Origin of the sequence: Actinoplanes sp. NPDC089786, assembly GCF_040684855.1 — a bacterium.
Taxonomy (GTDB): Bacteria; Actinomycetota; Actinomycetes; order Mycobacteriales; family Micromonosporaceae; genus Actinoplanes.
Genome location: NZ_JBFBGU010000001.1, coordinates 1,385,280 through 1,408,188, shown reverse-complemented (window position 1 = coordinate 1,408,188; position 22,909 = coordinate 1,385,280). Strand labels below are relative to the sequence as shown.

Here is a 22,909-nt window from a genome sequence, read left to right as displayed (position 1 = left end):
CGGCCACGCGCTCAAGCTGATCGCCGAGGTGTGCCGCAAGGCATCGCTGCGCAACGCCTCCGACCAGATCCGGCACGCGGTCGACCTGATCAACCAGGTCGCCTCGCAGACCCGGCTGCTCGCCCTGAACGCCACCATCGAGGCGGCCCGGGCCGGCGAGGCGGGCCGCGGCTTCAGCGTGGTCGCCGGCGAGGTGAAGACGCTGGCCAACGAGACGTCCAGCTCCAGCGAGGAGATCATGGGCCAGGTCAACACCGTGCAGCAGGCCGCGGCCGACGCGGTCGGCGTGCTGGAGACGGTGACCGGCAGCATCCGTGAGATGGGCAACCTGGTGAACGGCATCGCCACCGCGGTGGACGGCGGCCACGAATCGGGCACGGCGGGCCTGTCCCAGCTGGCCGAGGTGCTCCGCTCCGAGGTCCACCGCTTCGTCAACTCCGCTCGCAGCGCCTGAAGAACTCCAGCAGCGCCGTCGCCAGTTCCTCGGGCGCCTCCATCGCGGCGTAGTGCCCGCCCCCGATCCGCACCGAGCTGATCTCGGTCGCGGCGGCCCGGGCCATGGTGTCGGCCGTGAACGACCCGGCGCCCGCGCCGACCGCGAGCACCGGCACGCTCACCCGGCGGTCTTTCAGCTCGTCACCCTCCCGCAGCAACGACCGGTAGAGCCCGGCCGCGCCGCGCCAGCCGCCGGGCCGCGAGTAGGCGCGCACGAACTCGTCGAGGTCCTCGCCGGCGATCGGCGCCGCGGTCAGCGACGGGAACAGGTACTCCGCGATGAACTCCCGCTCGCGACCGGCGAGCAGCATCTCGGGGATGCCCGGCGCGGCGAGCACGCCGATGTGCCACGCCCCGCCGTGGGCGACGTCGGCCAGCATCTCGGCCCCGAACCCGGCCAGCCCGGTCTCGATGGCGGTCAGGCTGAGCACGTCCCCGGGGTGGTCGGTGGCCAGCCGGAACACCGTCCCGCCGCTGATGTCCTGGCCGGTGACGTGCACCGGGCCGACGCCCAGGTGCTCGATCAGCTCGTGCAGATCCTGGGCCGCCATCGCGCTGTCGAAGTCGTCCGGCGCGACCTCGGAGTCGCCGAACCCGCGCAGGTCGACGGCGAAGACCCGGTGTTCGGCGGCGAGCAGCGGCATCAGCTTCCGGAACGCCCGTGAGGTCTCGGGGAACCCGTGGACCAGCAGGACCGGGGATCCGTCGGCGCCGGCGGAGACGTGGTTCAGGGTCATGATCGCTTCTTTCGTCCGGCCGGATCGACAACCCGGCTGTCTAAATAATAGACACCCTGACTGTCTTTCGTCCACCTGTCGTAGCCTCTTCCCATGTCCTCCCGCTCCGGCGCCGATCTCGCGCTGCTCCTGCTCGGCGGCTTCCGCTCGCTCGTGGACGACGCGGTCACCGAGCTGGCTTCGCGGGGCTATGACGACGTGCGTCCCGTCCATGACTTCGCCATGCGGGCCATCGTCGCGGGCGCCGACAACGCCTCGGAGCTGGGCCGCCGCCTGTCGGTCACCAAGCAGTCGGCGGCGAAGACGATCGCGGTGCTGCAGGAGCGCGGGTACGTGTCGGTCGAGCCGGATCCGGCCGACGCCCGCCGCAAGAGGCTTCAGGTGACCGAGCTCGGCTTCGCGGTGATGCGTACCGGTGAGGAGATCTTCAACGGCCTGCGCGACCGATGGGCCCGGCAGATCGGCGCGACCGAGCTGGCGAACCTGGAGCGGCACCTGGCCGTGCTGGTGGGCGCGAAGCCGGTCCGCTTCGACACGCCCGGCGGCTCAGCCGTGGTAGATCTCGTCGATGTCCGCCCGGCTGGGCAGTGAGGGATAGGCCCCCACCTTCCGTACGCACGCGGCACCCGCCGCCGAGGCCCAGCGCACCGCGTCGACCAGGTCGCGTTCCTCACCCCAGGCCACCGAGAGCGCCCCGCAGAACGCGTCACCGGCCGCTGTGGTGTCGACCACCTCGACCCGGAACGACGGCACCTTGACCGACGTGCCGTCCCGGTCGGCGTACCAGGCGCCCGCCCCGCCCATGGTGAGCACCACCCGGGGCACCACCCGAAGCAGCGTGGCCACGTCGGGTTCGGCCGCGCCGCTGATCGCCCGGGCCTCGACCTCGTTGACCACGAGCAGGTCGACCGCGGCGAGCAGGTCAGGCGGCAGCTCACGGGCGGGCGCCGCGTTGAGCAGCACCCGGGTGCCGCCGGCCTGGGCCGCGCGGGCCGCCTCGGTCACCGTCGCCACCGGGATCTCCTGCTGGCAGACCAGCACGTCGGCCCCGGCGATCAGCGACTTCTCGGCGTCGGAGAGGTTCACGAACGTGCGGTTGGCGCCCGGGCTGACCAGGATCGAGTTCTCCCCGGCCCGGTCCACCATGATCACCGCGACGCCGGACGAGCCGTAGCTGGTGCGTACGGCGGTGACATCGACCCCGGCCGCGGCGAGCCGGGCGTTGATCGTGACGCCGAACGAGTCGGAGCCGATCGCGCCCAGGAACGTGCAGTCGCCGCCGGCCCGGGCCGCCGCGATCGCCTGGTTGGCGCCCTTGCCGCCGGGCGTCATCACGAAGTCGTCGCCGAGGACCGTCTCACCCGGGCCGGGCAGGCGCTGCGCCAGACCGACAAGGTCCATGTTGGCGCTGCCGACCACCGCGACCCGGGGTCTCATCACGCCGCCCGGGCCGTATACCGGGCGCCGCGCCGCTCCACCACGAGTGGCAGCCCGAAGGTCTTGGACAGGTTGTCGGCGGTGATCGTCTCGCCGAGCAGGCCGGCCGCCACGACCGCGCCCTCGCGCAGCAGCAGCGCATGGGTGAAGCCCGGCGGAATCTCTTCGACGTGGTGCGTGACCAGCACCATGGCCGGCGCGTCGGGATCTTCGGCCAGCTCGGTCAGCCGGCCCAGCAGGTCTTCCCGCCCGCCCAGGTCGAGACCCGCGGTGGGCTCGTCGAGCAGCATCATCTCGGGGTCGGTCATCAGGGCGCGGGCGATCTGGGTCCGCTTGCGCTCCCCCTCGGACAGGGTGCCGAACGTACGGTCGAGCAGCCCGCCCATGCCCAGCTGGCCGAGCAGCGCCCGGGCCCGGGCCACGTCCTGCGGGTCGTACTCCTCGTTCCAGCGACCGACCACCGACCAGGCGGCGGTGACGACCACGTCGAGCACCTGCTCGTCGGCCGGGATGCGCTCGGCGAACTGACCGGTGGTCAGGCCGATCCGGGTCCGCAGCTCGTTGATGTCCGTGCGACCGAGGCGCTCGCCCAGCACGTAGGCGGCGCCGCGGGTCGGGTGCATGCGGCCGACCGCCAGGTTGAGCAGGGTGGTCTTGCCCGCCCCGTTCGGGCCGAGGACCACCCACCGCTCGTCCAGCTCGACCTGCCAGCTCAGGTTGCGCAGCAGGTGGTTTCCGCCGCGGACCACGCTCACGTTCTCGAACGCGATCACGGTGTCTTCGTGGGGCGGGATCGCGACAGCAGCCTCAGGCACGGCACCATCCAATCACGGCCGCGGTGGTCACCCCGTCGTCGACCCGAAGACCTCATCCCGTACGGCGTCGAGCGCCGTCCGCAGCGCGCCGTGCAGGACCGGCTCGACGGCCACCTGACCGGGCACCACCTTCGGGGCGACCAGCGTGATCGCCGCCACTTCGCGCTCGACCCGGCTCGCCAGCTCGATCCCGCCGGCCTGGCCGATCTCGCCGGCCAGCACGACCAGCGGCGGGTCCAGGACCACACAGATGGACGCCACGCCGAGCGCCAGCCGACCGGCCAGCTCGTCGAGCACCGGCTCGCCGGCCTCGCCCGCGGCCACCGCCGCCCGCACCACGTCGGCCCCTTCGGCGCCACGGAAGCCGTGCTGCTTGCCGATCGCCTTGGCCGCGTCCGCCCCGACCAGCGCCTGGAACGCGCCCCGCACGCCGCGCCGGGCCACGTTGCGCGGGACCTCGGCGCCGGGCACCGGCAGCCAGCCGATCTCGCCCGCGGCGCCGGTCGCGCCCTGGTGCAGCTTGCCGTTGATCATGGTGGCCAGACCGACGCCGCGGCCGGCCCAGATGAGCACGAAGTCGCGTACGCCCTCGGCCGCGCCGCCGGCGGTCGCCTCGGCCACCGCGGCCATGTTCACGTCGTTGCCGAACACGACCGTGGTGCTGAGGTCGCGACGGAGGTCGTCGAGCAGGCCGCGGTGCCAGCGCGGCAGGTCGTACGCGAACGAGATCTCGCCGGAACGCGGGTCGACCAGACCCGGCGTGCCCAGCACGACCCGGCGTACCGACGACATGTCGGCGCCGGCCCGCCCGGCCGCCTGCACCACCGCGCTGTGCACCACGCCGACCGGGTCGTCGGTGTCCTTGGTGGACTGTTCGACCCGGCCGCTGATCGAGCCGGTGATGTCGGCGCAGGCCGCGATCACCTGGTCGGGACCGACCTCGACGCCGATCACGTGGGCGCTGCCCGGCGTGACCGCGTACAGCTGCGCGTTCGGGCCGCGGCCACCGGCCTGCTCACCCACCCGCCGGACCAGCCCGCGCTCCTCCAGCCGTTCCACCAACTGGGACGCGGTGACCTTGCTGAGGCCGGTCATCTCACCGAGCTGGGCCCTGGTCAGCGGCCCGCGGGTCAGCAGCAGCTCCAGCGCCGCGCGGTCGTTGAGTGCCCGCAACAACCGGGGCGTACCCGGGAGACGCGTAGCGGCCATAATGGTATCCCCTGCCATTTAGGTTTCTTTCCTATCATATTGAACGGATGACCATCCGGAGCCGCGGCCGGTCACCCAGGCGAGGATATGCAGCGAGGATGCGAATGGGCATCGAGCAATCGCGTGAACCGGGGATTCCCCGGTCTGTTCGCGGAAGGGGACAGCATGTCGATCGACTCCGGGCTCCGTCGTCTCGCCCTTCGGACGCTGCTGGCCGCTTTTCCCGGCCCGGCCGCGCCCGGATGGTCACTGCGGCTCCTCAGCGATGGCCTGGCGGGGCAAACGCTGTTCGCGAGTAACATAACCAAACCGGTTCAGTTGTCCAGTCTCACCGCGGAATTGCGGTCCGTACGACCCGATGTCCTGGTAGCGATAGACGAGGAAGCCGGCGACGTGACCCGCCTCGCCGCCGCGACCGGCAGTCCATATCCCGGGAACACCGCCCTAGGCGCAATCGACGACACCCGGCTGACCCACGACATCTACCAATCAGTAGGCACCGATCTGACCACCGTCGGCGTCAACCTCAACCTCGCCCCTACCGCCGACGTCAACACCACCACCCACAACCCCGCGATCGGCACCCGAGCCTTCAGCGCCGACCCCCACCTGACAGCCCGCCACACCGCCGCCGCGGTCAGGGGTCTCCAATCCACCGGCGTAGCCGCGTGCGCCAAACACTTCCCCGGCCACGGCTCCACCACAGCCGACTCGCACACCTCACTGCCGACAATCGCCGCTGACCGCGCGACCCTGGCCACGAGAGACCTGCCGCCCTTCCGCGCAGCCATCGAGGCCGGAACCCAGGCCGTCATGACCGCCCACATCCGCATCCCTTCGCTGACCGGCGACGCCCCCGCCACGTTCAGTCCGGCAATCCTCCAAACCCTGCTCCGCCAGGAACTGGCCTTCCAAGGCGCGATCATCACCGACGCCTTGGAGATGGCCGCCGCCGTCCTGGCCGCCGGCAGCGTAGGCGCCGCAGCGGTAAGAGCCCTCACGGCCGGCGCCGACCTTCTGTGCCTGGGCGCCCGCGTCTCGCCCGAGCTGATCGACCACGTCCTGGAAGAGATAGCTCAGGCAGTAGCTGACGGCACCTTGCCAACAGCCCGCCTGGAAGACGCCGCCACCCGCACAGCAGCCCTGGCCAACTGGGCCAACCGCCCGCCACTCCCCGCACCGCACAACCCCACCATCGGCCTGGAAGCGGCCCGCCAAGCCATCCACATCGAGGGCGACACGACACGCCTGGCCAACGCCACCGTGATCCAACTGGACGCCCCGCATTCCATAGCCGAGGGCAACGTCCCCTGGGGCCTGGCCCCCCTGGCCCATCACCGGCTGCTCTTCGTTGCGCCCCCTTCAGAGATCGACCCTTCCTGGGCTCCCGAGGATCGCCCGGTGATAGTCGCCGGCCGCCGAATCCACCAGAGCCCCGAGGCCAGATCCCTGATCGAGACCCTGATCAAAACGCACCGCGTAGCCGTGGTCGAAATGGGCTGGCCTTCCCCCTGGCGCCCGCAGGGCGCCTCAGCTTTCATCACCACCCACGGCGCCTCCCAGGCCAACAGCCAGGCCGCAGCCGAGGCTCTGGGCCTGCGCTAACCCACCGAAGCGTGCCCACCGCGGGTTCGTGACCACCCCCACACTTGAACACGTTCAACAATGGGTCCAGGATGTAGTTGAACACGTTCAAGGGAGAAGAAGAGCATGGACCACAAGGTCTGGATGTACCTCGCCTACCTGGCGATCAGCGTCGGCCTGACCGTCTGGGTAGCCACCACGCTGTCCAGAAACGGCATGGTCTTCCTGGAAGACGTCTTCCAGGACAGCAAACTGGCCCGGGCGGTGAATCAGCTCCTGGTGATGGGCTTCTACCTGCTCAACCTGGGTTACGTGGCCGTGGCGATGACCTCCACCTCGACCATCCCCAACGCCGCCAAGGCACTCGAGACCCTGAGCTGGAAGATCGGCCTGGTGCTGCTCGTCCTGGGCGTCCTGCACTTCTTCAACGTCTTCTTCCTCAACCGCTACCGCCGGGGCCGCCTGCGCCAGCAACAGCAGCAGCCGCCCCTGCCGCCGATCGGCCGCCTCCCCGGTCACCCGCAGCAGCCGCCGAATCCGGCCGCCGGCGGAACCTGGCCGAGCCACCCCGCCGTCCCTCCCCCGGCCCCCGCATGACGGTGTCGCCCGATCCGGCCGGTCACGGGGCCGGCCGGATCGGTTTCTTCACGGTGCTGTACGACGAGGGCTGCCCGATCTGCCGTACCGCCCATCGGTGGCTCGAGAGCCGTGCTCAGCTCGTACCCCTCGCGTTTGTCGCCGCCGGCTCCGCCGAGGCCCGGGCCCGCTTTCCCGGCCTGGACCACACCGCGACCCTGCGCGATCTGACCGTGATCAGCGACCAGGGTGAGGTGTACGCCGATGACGGCGCGTGGCTGGCCTGCCTGTGGACGCTGGCCGACTACCGCGGGATGGCCGAGCGGCTGGGCACGCCGGCGCTGCTGCCCGCGGCGCGCAAGTTCATCCGGGCGGCGAGCGCCGTCCGACGCCAGACTCGTGGGGCGGACTACGGTGACGTGTGTGACGACACCTGCCGATGACGCACCGCCCCGCCGGAGTCGTGCGCGGGGCGAGCAGACTCGGCAACTGATCCTGGAGACGGCGCTCAGGCTGTTCCGCGAGCGTGGGTACGCCGAGACGACGATGCGTGCCATCGCCAAGGAGGCCGGCGTCGCGGTCGGCAACGCGTACTACTACTTCGACTCCAAGGAACACCTGATCCAGGGGTTCTACGACCGCAGCCAGTCGTCGATCCGGGCGGCCGTGGCGCCGGTCCTGTCGTCGGAGCGCGATTTCGCCGCCCGGCTGCGCGCGACGATGCACGCCGGCATCGACGTGAACGCGCCGTACCACTCGTTCGCCGCCACGTTCTTCAAGACGGCGGCCGAGCCCACGTCCCCGCTGAGCCCGTTCTCACGGGAGTCGTCGCCGGCCCGGGAGGCGGCGATCGACGTGTTCCGTGACGTGGTCGAGGGTTCGTCGGCCAAGCTCGACCCCGAGCTGCGGCGGGAGCTGCCCGAGCTGCTCTGGCTGGGGTGGATGGGCGTGGTGCTGTTCTGGGTCTACGACCAGTCCCCCGGCCAGCGCCGCACCCGCCGCCTGATCGACGGCGCGGTGCCCCTGATCGACCGCCTGGTGGCCCTGTCCCGCCTGCGCGTCCTGCGCCCGGCCCTGCGCCAGATCCTGACCCTGATCGATTCCCTCCGTCGCGACTGATCACTCTCGGTCATCGCTCTGCAATTACTGAGAGCTACCCTCTTGGGGGATTCGGCCTGGCCGAACGGATGGTTTGCGCAGATGGATCTTCCGCCGCGTAGTTACCGCCACGTAGCGTCATGTCGGCAGGTGGATCTGGGGACGTCGCAGCCGGATTCGAACTTCGGGACCAGTTCGAATCGGGCTGTGACAACAGGGCGAGCCGGGCACACGGTCGATCTCGGGAGCGATCGCTGAGTGCCCGGCTCGTCGCTTTTCTTCCCCGGCCCTGTGGATAGTTCTCGGTCCCGTCACAAGTCCGCGCTACCTTTCCGGCCCACCCAGTGCCGGGGTGGGGGAGGTGGCGGCGCGGCGACCTCATTTTTCCTTTTTGAGGCTTTGTTGGGGATGCTCGGTCACCCAGCCTGGCGCACTCGCCAGCCGTCCGCGGACCCTTGGATGGGGGCACTACTCCGGATGCCGCGGAACCGCCTCGGGCGCGGCGGCGCCGCAGGGGTCAGGCGGCTTTGAACGTTCGTAGCCGGAGGCTGTTGAGGACCACGAAGATCGAGCTCAGGGCCATCGCGGCGCCGGCGATCATGGGGTTGAGCAGCCCGGCGGCGGCCAGCGGGATGGCGGCCACGTTGTAGGCGAAGGCCCAGAAGAGGTTGCCTCGGATGGTGTTCAGGGTGCGGCGGGAGAGGCGGACCGCGTCGACCGCCGCGGTCAGGTCGCCTCGGACCAGGGTCAGGTCGGACGCCTCGATCGCCACGTCGGTGCCGGCACCCATGGCCAGGCCCAGGTCGGCCTGGGCCAGGGCGGCCGCGTCGTTCACGCCGTCGCCGACCATGGCCACCGAGCGGCCCCGCGCCTGCAGTTCGCTGACCGCCCCGACCTTGCCCGCCGGCATGACTCCGGCGATCACCCGCTCGATGCCTACCTCGGCGGCGACCGCCTTCGCCACCGGCTCGGCGTCGCCGGTCAGCAGGATCGGGTCCAGTCCGAGGTCGCGCAGACCGCGGATGGCGGCGGCGCTGGTCGGCCGCACCGCGTCGGCGAGCGCGATCCGACCCTCGACGCGGCCGTCCACCACCACGTCGACCCAGGTCGCCACGCGCGCCGGCGGCTCGTCCGTGCCGTCGCGTCCGGCGGAGGCGGCTCGGCGGACCTCGACGGTCCGGCCTTCGACCGTGCCGCGGACTCCTACCCCGGCCGTCGCCTGGAAGTCTTTCACCGGCGGGAGCGGACCCTCGGCCTCCGCGGCGGCGGCAATCGCCCGGCCGAGCGGATGCTCCGACGCCGCCTCGACCGCCCCGGCCAGCCGAAGCAGGTCCGCCGCCGAAAGCGCCGCCGCCGGCGAGGGCACGTCGGCCGCGGGAAGCGCCGCCGGAAGCGCCGCGGGAAGCGCCGCCGGAAGCGCCGCGGGAAGTGCCCCCGGAAGCCCTGGGGAAAGTGCCGCCGGAAGCGCTGGCGGAACAGCCGCGGGCAGTACCTCGACCACCGACATCACGCCGGTCGTGACCGTGCCGGTCTTGTCGAGCAGGATCGTGTCGACGTGGCGGGTCGACTCGAGGGCCGTCACGCCGCGGATCAGGATGCCCAGCTGGGCGCCGCGGCCCGTCCCCACGAGCAGGGCCGTCGGCGTGGCCAGGCCGAGAGCACAAGGGCAGGCGATGATCAGTACGGCCACCGCCGCGGTGAAGGCGCCGGTGACGCCCCCGCCCGTGCCCAGCCAGTAGCCGAGCGTCCCGGCCGCCAGCGCCAGCACCACCGGCACGAATACCGCCGCGATCCGGTCGGCCAGGCGCTGCACGGCCGCCTTGCCGTCCTGGGCCGCCTCGACCAGGCGGGCCATCTGGGCCAGCTGGGTGTCCGCCCCGACCCGGGTCGCCCGCACCAGGAGGCGCCCGCCGGCGTTCACGGTGGCGCCGATCACCGGGTCGCCGGCGCGCACCTCGACCGGCACCGACTCGCCGGTGATCAGGCTGAGGTCGAGGGCGGAGGCGCCGTCCACGACCACGCCGTCGGTGGCGACCTTCTCGCCCGGCCGCACCACGAACGTGTCACCGACCAACAGCTGGTCGATCGGGATCTCGGTGGACACCGAGGCGCGCACCACCGTCACCGTCTTGGCGCCGAGGGACAGCAGCGACCGCAGCGCGTCGCCCGCCCGCCGCTTCGCCCGCGCCTCCAGGTAGCGGCCGGCCAGCAGGAACGTGGTCACGCCGGCGGCCGCCTCCAGGTAGATGGCGTCGCCGCCGCGGGCGGTCAGCGAGAACGGGTGGGTCATCCCGGGCATCCCGGCGTCGCCGACGAACAGCGCCCACACCGACCAGCCGAAGGCGGCCAGCGTCCCGAGCGACACCAGCGTGTCCATGGTCGCCGCGCCGTGCCGCAGGTTCACCGCCATGGCCCGGTGGAAGGGCCAGCCACCGTACGCGACGACCGGCGCGGCGAGGGTCAGCGACAGCCACTGCCAGTAGTCGAACTGCCAGGCCGGGACCATGGCCAGCACGATCACCGGCACGCTGAGCAGGACCGACAGGATCAGCCGGGTACGCAGCGGGTCAGCCGCGGCCGGCGGGGCAGCCGGAGAGTCGATGAAGGCGGTATATCCGGTCTTCTCCACCACCGCGATCAGGTCGTCTTCCGAGATGGACTCCGGGACGCGCGCCCGCGCCTTCTCGGTGGCGTAGTTCACCGTCGCGGTGACCCCGTCCAGCCGGTTGAGCTTCTTCTCGATGCGATTGGCGCACGCCGCGCACGTCATCCCACCCACGTTGAGCTCGATGAGCCGCTCCATGCGACCCACCATACCCCAAGGGGGTACCCGTACCTACCTACAAGCTCACCGCGCCGCCGAGGTCTTGACCAAGGTGCGGATCTGGCGCAGCAGCACGGACAGCGCCGCCAGGTCGGCCGGCGTGTCCTCGACGTTGCCCATCGCGTTGCCGGCCCGGGCGATCGAGGCCGCGTTCTCGTGTTCCCACTCGGAGACCCGATCTTCCGGCGTCGCCTCGCCCGATGTCGACTGCAACACCTCGGCGGTCAGCCCGGCCAGCGCGGCGTACAGGTCGTAGCGCAGCGCCATTCGGGCCAGCGTCTGCCAGCGGTCGTTGCGCGGCAGCTTGGAGATGTGCGACAGCAGCGCGTCGATCTGGAACCGCTCGGAGATCACGAAGTACACCTTCGCCACCTCGATCAGGTCACGCTCGGTGCCCTTCGCCGTCTCCAGGATGTCGAAGAACCCGAAGCCGTAGACCACGTGCGCGACCCGCTCGGCGAGATCGGCCGGGACGCCCAGGCCGGTGATGCGGGCGACGTGGTTGTCCAGCGACTCGCGCTCGTTGCCGACCAGCACGTCGGACAGCGCCCCGAGCAGGACACCGACGCCCGGGCCGAGCCGCTCGATCTCGCCCGACACGTCGATCGGCGAGCGCCGGTTGCTGACCAGCCAGCGGGTGGCGCGGTCGAGCAGCCGCCGCGACTCCAGATAGACCTTGACCTGGGCCGTCGTCGGCACCTGGTGGTCGAGCTGCTCGGTCGCGTGCCAAATGTCGTTCAGGCCGTACACCTCGCGGACCACCATGTAGGCGCGGACCACGTCGGCCGCGGACGCCCCGCTCTCTTCCATCGCGCGGAACACGAACGACGTCCCGCCGCGGTTGACCACCTCGTTGACCAGGACGGTCGCGATGATCTCGCGGCGCAGCCGGTGTCCGGCCATGCGGCCGGCGAACCGCTCCCGCAGCGGCGTCGGGAAGTAGTGGGCCAGGACCTGGTTCGTCCACGGCTCGTCGACCAGGCTGTCGGCCAGAACCTCACGTTCAAGACCGATCTTCACGTACGCCAGGAGCACGGCGAACTCCGGTGCGGTGAGGCCGTCGCCCGCCTCGTGCCGTACGGCGAGCTCGTCGTCGGTGGGCAGCGCCTCCAGCTCGCGGTTGAGGTGACCGGAGCGTTCCATGTCGGTGAGCATCCGCCGGTGCACCGGCAGCAGCGAGTGGGCCTGCGAGGTGGCGTTGCTGAGCGCCATCGCCTGCTCGTAGTTGTCCCGCAGGACCAGCGCGGCGACCTCGTCGGTCATCGTGGCCAGCAGCTCGTCGCGCTCGGGCAGGGTCATCTCGCCGTCGGCGACCGCGCCGCCGAGCAGGATCTTGATGTTCACCTCGTGGTCGGAGCAGTCGACCCCGGCCGTGTTGTCGATGAAATCGGTGAAGATCCGGCCGCCGTTACGGGCGAACTCGATCCGGCCCCGCTGGGTGAGGCCCAGGTTGCCGCCCTCACCGACCACCCGGGCCCGCAGGTCGCGGCCGTTGACCCGGATCGGGTCGTTGGCCTTGTCGCCGACGTCGGCGTGCGTCTCGGCGGCCGCCTTCACGTACGTGCCGATGCCGCCGTTCCACAGCAGGTCGACCGGGGCCAGCAGGATCGCGCGCATCAGCTCGGCCGGGCTCATCGCGGTCACCTCGCCCAGGTCGAGCGCGGCCCGCACCTGCGGCGAGATCGGGATCGACTTGGCCGCACGCGGATAGACCCCACCGCCCTCGCTGACCGTCGAGGTGTCGTAGTCGGACCAGCTCGACCGGGGCAGGTCGAACAGCCGCTGCCGCTCGGCGAACGAGGTGGCGGCGTCCGGGTCGGGGTCGAGGAAGATGTGCCGGTGGTCGAAGGCGGCCACCAGCCGGATGTGTTCGGACAGCAGCATCCCGTTGCCGAACACGTCACCGGACATGTCGCCCACGCCGACCACGGTGAAGTCTTGCGTCTGCGTGTCCGTACCCATGTCGCGGAAGTGTTTCTTGACCGACTCCCACGCGCCGCGGGCGGTGATGCCCATCTTCTTGTGGTCGTAGCCGGCCGAGCCGCCGGAGGCGAACGCGTCGCCCATCCAGAAGTCCTTGCCGACCGAGATCTCGTTGGCGATGTCGGAGAACGTGGCCGTGCCCTTGTCGGCCGCCACGACCAGGTAGGGGTCGTCGGCGTCGTGCCGGACCACCTCACGCGGCGGCACGATCTTGCCGGACTGGATGTTGTCGGTGACGTCGAGCAGGGCGGTGATGAACCGGCGGTAGCAGGCCACCGCCTCGTCTCGATCGCCCGGCTTCTGCTTCAGCACGAAGCCGCCCTTGGCGCCGACCGGCACGATCACCGCGTTCTTGACCATCTGGGCCTTGACCAGGCCGAGGATCTCGGTGCGGAAGTCTTCCCGGCGGTCGGACCAGCGCAGGCCGCCCCGGGCCACCGCACCGAACCGCAGGTGGACGCCCTCGAACCGAGGCGAGTAGACGAAGATCTCGTACTTCGGGCGGGGCTGTGGCAGGCCCGGGATCGCCTGGGGATCGAGCTTGAACGCGATGTAGGACTTGGGTCGCTGATCGGGGCCGCGCTGGAAAAAGCTGGTGCGCAGGGTCGCCTGGATCATCGTCAGGTACGACCGCAGGATGCGATCTTGATCGAGGCTCTCGACCCCGTCGAGCAGCTCGGTGACCTGCTCGGCCAGCTCGCCGGAGAGCCGGGTTCGTTCCTGCTCGCCGACCACCAGCTGCGGCGAGAACCGGGTCTCGAAAAGCCGCACCAGCAGGCGCGCGATCTCGGGATAGGCCACGAAGGTCGACTCGACGTAACGCTGGGAGAAGAGGGTTCCGGTCTGCCGCTGATATTTCGCGTACGCCCGGAGCACGACCGCCTGCCGCCAGGTCAGACCGCAGCGCAGCACCAGCTCGTTGAACCCGTCCACCTCGGCCTCGCCACGCCAGGTGGCGGCGAACGCGTTCTCGACCTGGGGACGCACCTCGGAGAGGTCACGGTGTTCGGTCGGCGGCTGCAGCCCGAAGTCGTACAGGTACACCGTGCCGTCGGGCCGGCGCACCTCGTACGGCCGCTCGTCGACCACCTCGACGCCGAGCGAGTGCAGCACCGGCAGCACGGCCGACAGCATCATCGGCTCGCCGTACCGATAGACCTTGAACCGCACGTCGTGGTCGTCGGGCTCGGGCTCGCCGGTCGTGCCCAGCCGCCGCTTGCGGTAGAGGTGCATCTCGAGCTGGCCGGGCTCCTCGAGCAGCTCCAGCTTGGCCAGGTCCTGCACCGCCTCGTACGGCGTGTGACCGTCCTTGTAGCTGTCCGGGAACGCTGTCGCGTACCGCGCGAACAGGTCTTTGGCCGGCTCCTCGCCGAGCTTGCGCTCAAGCACCAGGGAGAAGTCGTCGTCCCAGATGCGGGTGGCGTCGGCCAGCAGCTCGGCCAGCGCGTTCGGGTCGACCTGGCCGGGCGGGTCGGCCGGGTCGGTGCGGACGACAAAATGCACCCGGGCGAGCATCCGCTCGGTCACCCGGGTGGTGTAGTCGACCCCGATGCCGTTCAGCTCGCGCAGCAGGATCTCTTGCATGCAGAGCCGGTTCTGGGTGGTGAACCGGTCGCGGGGCAGGTAGACCAGGCACGAGATGAACCGGCCGTAGCCGTCCCGGCGCAGGAACAGCCGCAGCTGGCGGCGGCCGGCCATCCGCAGGACGCCGATCACCGCCTCGTACAAATCGTCGGTCTTGATCTGGAAGAGCTCGTCGCGCGGGTAGGTCTCGAGGATCTGGAGCAGGTCTTTCCCGCTGTGCCCGCGCGGGGACAGGCCGGAGCGGTCGAGGACCTCGCCCACCTTGCGGCGGACCACCGGCAGCTCACGGACGCTGGTGCGGTAGGCCGAGCTGGAGAACAGGCCGAGGAAGCGACGCTCGCCGACCACCACACCGTTCTCGTCGAAGACCTTGACGCCGATGTAGTCGAGGTAGGACGACCGGTGCACGGTGGCCCGCGAGTTCGCCTTGGTGATCACCAGCAGGCGGCGCTCGAGCGCGCGCTGATAGGCCTCGGGGGTCATCGACGACAACGCCCGCGGCGTGCCCGGGCCGCGCAGAATGCCCAGGCCGCTGCCCTCGACGGTGTGCAGGACGTCGTCGCGCAGGACGTATTCGCGGTAGCCGAGGAACGTGAAGTGGTCGGCGGCCAGCCACTTGAGCAGCTCGACCGAGTCGGTGACGTCCTTGTCGGGCACCGGCAGCTTGTGCTCGGAACCACGCGCGGCGGCCAGCTCGTCGGCGATCACCAGGGCCCGCTGGCGCATCTTCGGCCAGTCTTCGACCGCGTCCCGGACGTCGGTGAGCACCCGCCGCACCTCGTTGTGCAGCTGCTCGCGGGCGGCCGGGTCCCGCACCGGGTCGATCTCGATCCGGATCCAGCTCTCGACCAGGTCGCCGTCGATCGCGTCGTCGGGCTCGACCTCGGCCTCCACCTGGGACAACGCGCCCAGCGGCTCGCGGCGCACCACGATCAGCGGGTGAACCAGCAGGTGCACCTCGAGCTGGTGGGCGGTGAGCAGCGCGATGACCGAGTCGACCAGGAACGGCATGTCGTCGGTGACGATCGACACCACCGTCCGCGGCTCCTCGCGGCCGGGCGGGCTGATGTCGAGCTTCAGCTCGCCGGGCAGCCGGGAGGCGGCCAGTTCGCGGTGTTGCAGCGCGGCGGCATGCATCTCGTCGGCGGTGAACCCGACCAGTTCCTCGTCGGGCGCGAACCGCCAGAAGCGATCGACCAGGGACGCCGACACGTGGTCGGCGCCGGACAGCGCCACCGCCTCGGCCACCAGCCGCTCGGCATTCGGCAACGGTTCCTCGAGCTCGCTGTCCTCGGATGTGCCGAGCCGGCCCGTCACAGCCAGCCCGGGACCCGGTACGAAGTCGATCTCAGGGTCGGAATCGGTTGCTGCCTCGTCGGCGACGGCCATGCCTGGCACTCCCCTCAGCCCACGGCTCTGTGGGCTAAACACGTCCCGCACAGCCTACGACGTGGCTCCGACCGGAGTCCGGGGCGTCGGTCACGCCAAGGTCGCGAAAGTGCCGATCCGGGAAGGAATTTGATACAGATCACCCACCGCAGGACAGTCTTGCGGCCGAGATGTGATTACCGTTCGCTAAGTTTCTCGACGTCTTGTACCCCTCGGAAGGAAAAACGATGCGGCGTGGCCTCGCGGCCCTCATCGGCCTCGTGATGCTCGGTGGCGGCGCCGCTGCCTGCGGATCCGACGGCCCGGGCGACACGCTCGACGACTTCCTGGCCGGCTGGAGATCGGGCGACATGTCAAAGGTGGGCTTTGTCACGGCGGCCGGGGCGCCGATGAAGGCGGCCGACGTCACCACCGAGCTCACCGGGCTGGCCGGTGAGCTGCCGGTCAACTCGTTGGTGGTCAGCCGGTCGGGCGACACCAAGGAGACCGGCGAGATCGCGACCAGCGCGATCAAGATCGACTGGACGCTCCCCGGGGGCGTGCTCTGGTCGTACCCGAGCACGGTCCGGTTGACCAAGCGCAACAGCGACGGCTGGCGGGTCATCTGGGAGCCCTCGATCGTGCAGAAAGACCTGGTCGGCGGGGACAAGCTCGCGTTGCGCCGGGTCGCCGCCGAGCGGGCCACCATCCTCGACGGGGCCGGCAAGCCGATCGTGACACCGCGGCCGGTGGTCACCATCGCCCTCGACCCGGTCAAGGTCACCGACGTGCGCGCGCTGACCGCCGGGCTCACCGCGGCCCTGAAGAAGATCAACGTCACGCTGACCCTCAAGGACCTCCCCGCCCGCATCAAGAAGGCGCCGGAGAACAGCCGCGTCGACATCATCACGGTCCGGCGCGAGGACTACCTCAAGATCAGGTCCCAGGTACGCTCGCTGCCCGGCACCACGTTCCCCGAGGAGCAGCGCGAGCTGGCGCCGAGCCGCATGTTCGCCCGCGCCCTGCTCGGCACCGTCGACCTGGCCACCGCCGAGGACATCGACCGCAGTCAGAACACCCTCACCCAGGGTGAGAAGGTGGGACACGGCGGGCTCCAGCAGAGGTACGACGTGAAGCTGCGCGGCACCGCCGGCCTGTCCGTGGTGATCCGGCGCGGCGGCGAAGACCCGGCCCAGGTCTACAGCACGAAACCGGTGCCCGGCACGCCGGTCAAGACCACCATCGACGTACGCACCCAGACCGCCGCCGACCAGGCCACCGCGGCCGAGAAGCAGCCCAGCGCCCTGGTCGCCGTACGCATCAGCGACTCGGCGGTCCTCGCGGTCAGCAACGGCCCCGACGGCGGCAGTGACAACGTGGCGCTCACCGGCAAGGTGCCGCCCGGCTCGACGTTCAAGATGGTCTCGGCGCTCGGCCTGCTCCAGAAGAAGGCGGTCACCCCCGACGCCACCGCCGACTGCCCGAAGAGCATCGCGGTCGGCGGCAAGACGTTCAAGAACGCGAACGACATGGCGCTGGGCAAGGTCCCGTTCCACACCGACTTCGCCAAGTCGTGCAACACCGCGTTCGTGAACCTCGCGCCCAAACTCGGCGCGGACGGTCTCAAGACCGCGGCGGCCTCCCTCGGCCTGGGCGCCGAATGGGACCTGGGCGTGCCCGCGTCCAGCGGCAAGCCGTCCCCCGCCGACAGTCCGGCCGAGCTCGCCCAGGCCAGCTTCGGCCAGGGTCAGACCGCGGTCAGCCCGCTCGCCATGGCCGGCGCCACGGCGTCGGTCGCGCGCGGCAAGTTCGTGCAGCCCAAGCTGGTGCTCGACCCCGCTCCGCCCAAGCCCGCGGCCGAGGGTTCCGCGCTCGACAAGGCCGCCGTCGACCCGCTGCGGGCGATGATGCGCGAGGTGGTGACGTCCGGCACCGGCAAGGCGCTGAAGAGCATCAAGGGCAAGCCGGTGTACGGCAAGACGGGCTCGGCCGAGTTCGCGGCCGGCTCGACCGACACGCACTCCTGGTTCGTCGGCTGGCAGGGCGACATCGCGTTCGCGGTGATGGTCCAGAAGGGCGGCGCCGGCGCCGAGGCCGCCGTGCCGGTCGCGTCCCGCTTCCTGACCGCACTGAACGCCTGACCGCCCTGAACGCCTGACCGCCCTGAACGCCTGACCGCTCGCTCCCTGTTGCCTATATGCGCTCAGAGCTGCTCTGAGCGCACATAGGCACCGCGGCGGCGCTAGGCGATGTCGGCCGGTTCCCCGGAGCCGAGATCGAAGGCCGGGCGCTGGACGGGCAGGCTGAAGCCGCTGTCCTCCGGCGGCCGCGGACGCAGCATCCCGGGGCGGGTGGCCGGCAACGGCTCGGAGTCGAGCAGCGGCGCGGACCCCAACGGGCGCGGCACGATCGGCCGGCCCGGCGCGGCGTCGCCCCGGCCCCTGCCGTTGAGCTTGGCGGCGGGCTCCAGCTCAGGCTCGTCCTCCTGCGACTCGTCCTCGGCGCGGGGCTCGTCCTCGGCTGCGGGGTCTGTGTCCGGCTCGGCGGCACCGGCCTCAGCCTCGATAATGTCTTCCGGCTCAGCTGCGAGGGTGTCGTCCGTATCAGCCGCGACGGTGTCGTCCGTCTCGGTCTTGATCGGCTCGTTCGGTGAGTCGGTTTTGACGGTGTTGTCGGTTGTCTCGGCCTTGACCTCGTCGCCCCACTGGTCGGCCAGGTCTGCGAGCTCGGCCGCCGTGGCAGGCCCCGCAGGGACGGCCTCGTCGGCCGCCTCGATCAGCTCGGAGTCCGCGCCAGCCTCGATGGGTTCGGCCTCGGCCGCAGGCTCACTCAGCTCGGCCTCGTCGGTCGGTTCGGCCTCGTCGGTGGACTCGACCGGCGTCGGCTCCTCCGAAGTCTCGAGCGGATCCTCGTCTCCGAGGTCCTGGTCGGCGTCGTCCTGGTCGGCGTCGTCCTCGTCGTTCTCCCCCTGGCCGGGGTCGGTCGAGGGCTCCACGGAAGCGGTCCGATCGGCGACGTCGGACACAGCCGACCCGTCGACGAGGTCGGCCACACTCGAGTCGTCGGCCAGATCGGTCGACACCGAGTCGTCGACCAGGTCGGTCGTCACCGGGTCGGCCACCACGTCCGCCGTCACCGGGTCGTCGGCCAGGTCGGTCGTCACCGGGTCGGCCACCACGTCCGCCGTCACCGGGTCGTCGGCCAGGTCGGTCGTCACCGGGTCGTCGATCACGTCCGCCGCGACGGCGTCGTTGGGCAGGCTGGACGGGACCGGGTCGCGGTCTACGTCTGTCGCGACCGGGTCGGCGACCACGTTCGTCGTAGCCGGGCCGGTGGCGACGTCGGCGACCACCAGGTCCGTGGTGAGGTTGGCGGGCGCCACGGTGGTGGCCGGGTTGGTGGCGGAGCGTTCGGCGGCCCAGGCGGCGGACTCGGTCACCGGGTCGGTTGCGGGAGGCTCGGCCAGGTCTTGGCGGGCGGCGTCGAGGTCGGGGCGGGCCGGGGCCGTCCGCAGGGGCGACAAGCCGGCGACGAGGGTCGAGACGATCTCCGCGGCGTACGAGCCGTCGTGGTCGTAGTCGGGGTCGAAGACGGTGATCTCCACGCCGAGGCAGTCGGGCGTGTCGACCAGGCCGGCCAGCAGCAGCTCGAGCTCGGGAAAGGCGATGCCACCGGGTGACGGCGCGTCGACCGCGGGCATCACGGCCGGGTCGAGGACGTCCATGTCCACGTGGACCCAGTAGCCGGCGCAGTCGACCAGCTGGTCGCGGGCCCACTGGGCGCTGCGGGCGGCGCCCTCGGCCCGCAGGGCGGGGACCGGGCGGGTGACGATGCCGGCGGCCTGGAGGTCGAGGCGGTACTCGTCCTGGGCGCGGATGCCCATGACCACCACGTCGATGTCGCGGTAGTAGGGGCGCCGGCCCTCGATGGCCGCCAGGTCGGGCTGGCCGCGGCCGGTGACCAGGGCCAGGTCTTCGCCGGCGGCCGCGCCCACGTAGGACGCGTTGCCGGGGTGACGGAAGTCGGAGTGGCCGTCGACGAAGACCAGGCCGATGCGCCCGCCGATCTCGGCGCCGAGCCGGTGCATGGCCAGACCGGAACCGATCACGATCGAGCAGTCGCCCCCGAGGACCACCGGGAACTCGCCGGCATCGAGGATGTCGGCGATCCGGTCGGCCAGGCGGCGGGAGTATGCATTGATCTGCTCGGCGTGGCACACCCCGTCACCAGGGCGCCAGTCGCCCGGGTCGTAGCGCGGCGGCGTGAGGCAGCCGGCGTCCCGGGCGTGCAGCCGATCGAGCAGGCCGTGGTCACGCAGGGCCCCGGGCGCCTTGGCGCACCCCGGCACCGACGTCACGGTCGGCGGGCGCAGACCGAGATTGGACGGTGCGTCGAGGATGGCGATACGGCGCATGCGGGGCCCTCCCCTTCCTAGGCCATTCTTCTTCAGAACAGGGCGCGGGCCAGGGCGCGGCGAGCCTCGGACACCGCCGGGTCGTCCGGTCCGGCCACCGTGAACAGCGACAGCAGATGTTTGCGGACCTCGTCGCGCTCGTCGCCGCTGGTGCGCTTGACCAGGGCGACCAGGCGCTGGTAGGCCTCCGGCGCCTGCCCGCTGAGCACCTCGATGTCGGCGGCCAGCTGTTGCGCCGCGAGGCCGTCGGGGTCGGCCTCGGCCTTGGCCATCGCCGTGGCGGCGTCCACGCCCTGGATCCGGCGGTACAGCTCGACCTGGGCCAGGCCGGACTCGGCGGCGTGATCTTGCGGGGTCTCGGCCAGGATTTTCTTGTACGCCGCCTCGGCCTCATCGAGGTCGCCGGTCATCAGCGCGTCGTCGGCGGCGTCGAGACGCGGGTCTTCGGCCGGGGTCACGGCCACGCCACCGGCCTTGAGGACCGCGTCGACGTACTGCCGGACCTGGGCCTCGGGCAGCACCCCGGTGAAGCCCTCGACGAGCTGGCCGCCGACCACCGCCACCACCATCGGGATGCCCTGCACACGCAGCGCCTGGGCCAGCCGCGGGTTGGCGTCGACGTCGACCTTGCCGAGCACCCAGGCACCGCCGCCCTCGGCCGCCAGCTTCTCGAGCACCGGCGACAGCTGCTTGCACGGCTCGCACCAGTCGGCCCAGAAGTCGAGCAGCACCGGGGTACTTAGGGAACGCTCGAGCACCTCGGTCTGGAAGTTGGCCTCGGTCACCTCGATGACGGCGGCGCCGATCGCGGCGGGCGGGGCCTGGGGTGCGCCGTCGGCCGCCGGCGGGGCGGCGGCGGGCGGACCGGACGGGGCCGGGCGGGCCGGAGCGGGGCGCAGCGCGCTGAGATCGACCGCGCCGCGGGTGAAGATCGACGGAGTGCTCCGTGGGTCGCTCATGGTTCCCTAGTCTCGCACGCAGAGCAGTTTGTCGGCCGCGCCGCCGGGCAGGTGATATCCGACGTCACATCGGCGACCCCGGCCGGTGGTGCCCATAGGTGCGCAGAGCAGCTCTGCGCACCTATAGGCAACACCTCTGGGCGGTCAGAAGCGGGCGGGCTCGCGATAGATGCCCCATTCGTCCTTGAGGGCGCCGCAGATCTCGCCGAGGGTGGCTTCGGCCCGGGCCGCCTCCAGCATCGGCGGGATCATGTTCTCGTCGGAACGGCTGGCCTCGACCAGGCGATCGAGCGCCTGACGGAGGCGTACCCCATCGCGGTTGTTCTTGCGATCGGCCAGCTCGCGCCGTTGCACCACCTCGACCTCGTGTGAGACCCGCAGGATCTCCAGCTCGCTCGCGACGGTGCTGGTGTGGGCGTTGACCCCGACGATCCGCTTGTCACCCTTCTCCAGGGCCTGCTGGTAGACGAACGCCGCCTCGGCGATGTTGGCGGTGAACCAGCCGTCCTCGATGCCGCGCAGGATGCCCGCGGTCATGCTGCCGTCGTCGCCCAGCTCGCGGATGCGGGTGAAGATCTCCTCCGCCTCGGCCTCGATCCGGTCGGTCAGCTCCTCGAGGTACCAGCTGCCGCCGAGGGGGTCGGCGACGTTGACCACGCCGGTCTCCTCCAAAAGCACCTGTTGGGTACGCAGCGCGATCTCGGCCGACTCGTCGGTGGGCAGTGCGAGCGTCTCGTCGAGCGCGTTGGTGTGCAGCGAGTTGGTGCCGCCGAGGATCGCGGCCAGCGCCTCGACCGCGGTGCGCACCACGTTGTTGACCGGCTGCTGGGCGGTGAGGCTGACCCCCGCCGTCTGGGTGTGGAACTTCAGCCACAGCGCCTTCTCGCTGGTCGCGCCGTAGTCGTCACGCAGGTGGCGGGCCCAGATCCGCCGGGCCGCCCGGAACTTGGCGATCTCCTCGAAGAAGTCGATGTGCGCGTCGAAGAAGAACGACAGGCCGGGCGCGAACGTGTTGACGTCCAGCCCGCGGCTGAGGCCCAGTTCGACGTACCCGAAACCGTCGGCGAGGGTGTAGGCGAGCTCTTGCGCGGCGGTCGAGCCGGCCTCGCGGATGTGGTAGCCGCTCACCGACAGCGGCTTGTAGCGCGGGATCTCGGCCGCGCAGTATTCCATCAGGTCGCCGATCAGGCGCAGGTGTGGCTCGGGCGGGAACAGCCACTCCTTCTGCGCGATGTACTCCTTGAAGATGTCGGTCTGCAGGGTGCCGTCGAGGTTCCGCAGCGTGGCGCCCTGCCGCTCGGCGGCCACCAGGTACATCACGAAGACCGGGACGGCCGGCCCCGAGATCGTCATGCTCGTGGTGACGTCCTCCAGCTTGATGCCGTCGAAGAGGACGTCCATGTCGGCGGCCGAGTCGATCGCCACGCCGCAGTGCCCGACCTCGCCCAGCGACTGCGGCTCGTCGGAGTCGCGGCCCATCAGCGTCGGCATGTCGAAGGCCACGCTCAGCCCGCCGCCGCCCGCGGCCAGGATCATCTTGTAGCGCTCGTTGGTCTGGCGCGCGTTGCCGAAGCCCGCGAACTGGCGGATGGTCCAGGTCCGGCCGCGATAGCCGGTGGGATAGAGGCCCCGGGTGTACGGGAACTCGCCCGGCCAGCCGATCCGGTCGAAGCCCGGGTGATCACCACGCGGGCCGTACACCGGGTCGACATTCAGACCGGAAAGCGTGGTGAAGTCGGCGTCCCGTTTCCGAGCCGCGTCGTAGCGCCGCTGCCAGCGCTCCCGACCGGCGACGATGTCCGCTGCGTCCATGAGCCACATCCTAA

The 22,909-nt window shown here is 71.0% G+C and carries 15 protein-coding genes and 1 pseudogene; 7 read left to right on the top strand and 9 right to left on the bottom strand.

Going from position 1 to position 22,909, the window contains the following annotated elements; translation table 11 throughout:
- The first annotated feature begins 28 nt into the window (after positions 1 to 28).
- Entirely contained in the window at positions 29 to 454 is a 426-nt protein-coding gene (locus AB0O15_RS06825; protein ID WP_364315013.1) for a methyl-accepting chemotaxis protein, read from the top strand.
- On the opposite strand, the gene AB0O15_RS06820 is transcribed toward AB0O15_RS06825, so the two are convergent.
- Entirely contained in the window at positions 432 to 1,232 is an 801-nt protein-coding gene (locus tag AB0O15_RS06820; protein ID WP_364315010.1) for an alpha/beta hydrolase, read from the bottom strand. The two genes, AB0O15_RS06825 and AB0O15_RS06820, sit on opposite strands and share 23 nt — an antisense overlap.
- A gap of 93 nt (positions 1,233 to 1,325) precedes the next feature.
- Here AB0O15_RS06820 and AB0O15_RS06815 point away from each other — a divergent pair, with 93 nt between their 5' ends.
- Positions 1,326 to 1,823 (top strand): MarR family winged helix-turn-helix transcriptional regulator, encoded by a 498-nt coding sequence (locus AB0O15_RS06815; protein ID WP_364315007.1) that lies wholly within the window; start codon positions 1,326 to 1,328, stop codon positions 1,821 to 1,823.
- Here the strand turns inward: AB0O15_RS06815 and AB0O15_RS06810 are convergent.
- The 3 genes from AB0O15_RS06810 to AB0O15_RS06800 are packed head-to-tail and all read right to left on the bottom strand — an operon-like array spanning position 1,779 to position 4,693.
- On the bottom strand, positions 1,779 to 2,672 hold the full coding sequence (locus AB0O15_RS06810) for a ribokinase (protein WP_364315004.1): 894 nt from the start codon (positions 2,670 to 2,672) through the stop codon (positions 1,779 to 1,781). The genes AB0O15_RS06815 and AB0O15_RS06810 overlap by 45 nt on opposite strands.
- Positions 2,669 to 3,484, bottom strand: coding sequence for an ABC transporter ATP-binding protein (locus AB0O15_RS06805; RefSeq protein ID WP_364315001.1), 816 nt, complete (start codon positions 3,482 to 3,484; stop codon positions 2,669 to 2,671). The genes AB0O15_RS06810 and AB0O15_RS06805 overlap by 4 nt, the downstream gene beginning before the upstream one ends.
- A 27-nt stretch (positions 3,485 to 3,511) precedes the next feature.
- Complete coding sequence (locus AB0O15_RS06800) at positions 3,512 to 4,693, bottom strand: ROK family transcriptional regulator (RefSeq protein ID WP_364314998.1); 1,182 nt, start codon at positions 4,691 to 4,693, stop codon at positions 3,512 to 3,514.
- 165 nt (positions 4,694 to 4,858) lie between these two features.
- Between AB0O15_RS06800 and AB0O15_RS06795 the strand changes: the two genes are divergently transcribed.
- The 4 genes from AB0O15_RS06795 to AB0O15_RS06780 all read left to right on the top strand — a co-directional run bounded on the left by AB0O15_RS06795 (position 4,859) and on the right by AB0O15_RS06780 (position 7,972).
- Positions 4,859 to 6,298 carry a glycoside hydrolase family 3 N-terminal domain-containing protein gene (locus AB0O15_RS06795; RefSeq protein ID WP_364314997.1) on the top strand — a complete coding sequence of 480 codons (1,440 nt, stop codon included), beginning with the start codon at positions 4,859 to 4,861 and terminating at the stop codon, positions 6,296 to 6,298.
- A 105-nt stretch (positions 6,299 to 6,403) separates the two neighbouring features.
- A complete protein-coding gene (locus AB0O15_RS06790) occupies positions 6,404 to 6,874 on the top strand; it encodes a hypothetical protein (protein WP_364314994.1) in 471 nt (156 codons plus the stop codon).
- Positions 6,871 to 7,296 (top strand): DCC1-like thiol-disulfide oxidoreductase family protein, encoded by a 426-nt coding sequence (locus tag AB0O15_RS06785; protein ID WP_364314991.1) that lies wholly within the window; start codon positions 6,871 to 6,873, stop codon positions 7,294 to 7,296. Before AB0O15_RS06790 ends, AB0O15_RS06785 begins: the two co-directional genes overlap by 4 nt.
- The gene (locus AB0O15_RS06780; RefSeq protein ID WP_364314988.1) at positions 7,277 to 7,972 is read left to right on the top strand and encodes a TetR family transcriptional regulator; all 696 of its coding nucleotides are present in this window, start codon (positions 7,277 to 7,279) and stop codon (positions 7,970 to 7,972) included. The genes AB0O15_RS06785 and AB0O15_RS06780 overlap by 20 nt, the downstream gene beginning before the upstream one ends.
- 496 nt (positions 7,973 to 8,468) lie before the next feature.
- Here the strand turns inward: AB0O15_RS06780 and AB0O15_RS06775 are convergent, their stop codons facing one another.
- Together AB0O15_RS06775 and AB0O15_RS06770 are read right to left on the bottom strand one after the other, a co-directional pair.
- Positions 8,469 to 10,754, bottom strand: coding sequence for a heavy metal translocating P-type ATPase (locus AB0O15_RS06775; RefSeq protein ID WP_364314986.1), 2,286 nt, complete (start codon positions 10,752 to 10,754; stop codon positions 8,469 to 8,471).
- A gap of 45 nt (positions 10,755 to 10,799) precedes the next feature.
- Positions 10,800 to 15,731, bottom strand: a complete 4,932-nt coding sequence (locus AB0O15_RS06770; RefSeq protein WP_364314983.1) for an NAD-glutamate dehydrogenase — start codon at positions 15,729 to 15,731, stop codon at positions 10,800 to 10,802.
- Between the two features lie 227 nt (positions 15,732 to 15,958).
- On the opposite strand from AB0O15_RS06770, the gene AB0O15_RS06765 reads away from it, so the two are divergent.
- A complete protein-coding gene (locus AB0O15_RS06765; protein WP_364314980.1) occupies positions 15,959 to 17,851 on the top strand; it encodes a penicillin-binding transpeptidase domain-containing protein in 1,893 nt (630 codons plus the stop codon).
- A gap of 1,379 nt (positions 17,852 to 19,230) precedes the next feature.
- Here AB0O15_RS06765 and AB0O15_RS06760 read toward each other — a convergent pair.
- The 3 genes and pseudogenes from AB0O15_RS06760 to AB0O15_RS06750 all read right to left on the bottom strand — a co-directional run.
- Positions 19,231 to 20,124 (bottom strand): annotated as a pseudogene (locus AB0O15_RS06760) (arginase family protein); the annotation flags it as partial.
- A gap of 32 nt (positions 20,125 to 20,156) precedes the next feature.
- Positions 20,157 to 21,083 (bottom strand): tetratricopeptide repeat protein, encoded by a 927-nt coding sequence (locus AB0O15_RS06755; RefSeq protein ID WP_364314977.1) that lies wholly within the window; start codon positions 21,081 to 21,083, stop codon positions 20,157 to 20,159.
- Between the two features lie 144 nt (positions 21,084 to 21,227).
- Complete coding sequence (locus tag AB0O15_RS06750; protein ID WP_364314974.1) at positions 21,228 to 22,895, bottom strand: methylmalonyl-CoA mutase family protein; 1,668 nt, start codon at positions 22,893 to 22,895, stop codon at positions 21,228 to 21,230.
- Between the last annotated feature and the right edge of the window lie 14 nt (positions 22,896 to 22,909).

What these genes read in the sequence shown, in the direction of transcription:
- AB0O15_RS06820 (WP_364315010.1), bottom strand. Translation starts at nt 1,232, where the DNA reads ATGACCCTGAACCACGTCTCCGCCGGCGCCGACGGATCCCCGGTCCTG.
- AB0O15_RS06775 (WP_364314986.1), bottom strand. Translation starts at nt 10,754, where the DNA reads ATGGAGCGGCTCATCGAGCTCAACGTGGGTGGGATGACGTGCGCGGCG.
- AB0O15_RS06785 (WP_364314991.1), top strand. Translation starts at nt 6,871, where the DNA reads ATGACGGTGTCGCCCGATCCGGCCGGTCACGGGGCCGGCCGGATCGGT.
- AB0O15_RS06795 (WP_364314997.1), top strand. Translation starts at nt 4,859, where the DNA reads ATGTCGATCGACTCCGGGCTCCGTCGTCTCGCCCTTCGGACGCTGCTG.
- AB0O15_RS06750 (WP_364314974.1), bottom strand. Translation starts at nt 22,895, where the DNA reads ATGGACGCAGCGGACATCGTCGCCGGTCGGGAGCGCTGGCAGCGGCGC.
- AB0O15_RS06755 (WP_364314977.1), bottom strand. Translation starts at nt 21,083, where the DNA reads ATGAGCGACCCACGGAGCACTCCGTCGATCTTCACCCGCGGCGCGGTC.
- AB0O15_RS06815 (WP_364315007.1), top strand. Translation starts at nt 1,326, where the DNA reads ATGTCCTCCCGCTCCGGCGCCGATCTCGCGCTGCTCCTGCTCGGCGGC.
- AB0O15_RS06765 (WP_364314980.1), top strand. Translation starts at nt 15,959, where the DNA reads ATGCGGCGTGGCCTCGCGGCCCTCATCGGCCTCGTGATGCTCGGTGGC.
- AB0O15_RS06790 (WP_364314994.1), top strand. Translation starts at nt 6,404, where the DNA reads ATGGACCACAAGGTCTGGATGTACCTCGCCTACCTGGCGATCAGCGTC.
- AB0O15_RS06800 (WP_364314998.1), bottom strand. Translation starts at nt 4,693, where the DNA reads ATGGCCGCTACGCGTCTCCCGGGTACGCCCCGGTTGTTGCGGGCACTC.
- AB0O15_RS06770 (WP_364314983.1), bottom strand. Translation starts at nt 15,731, where the DNA reads ATGGCCGTCGCCGACGAGGCAGCAACCGATTCCGACCCTGAGATCGAC.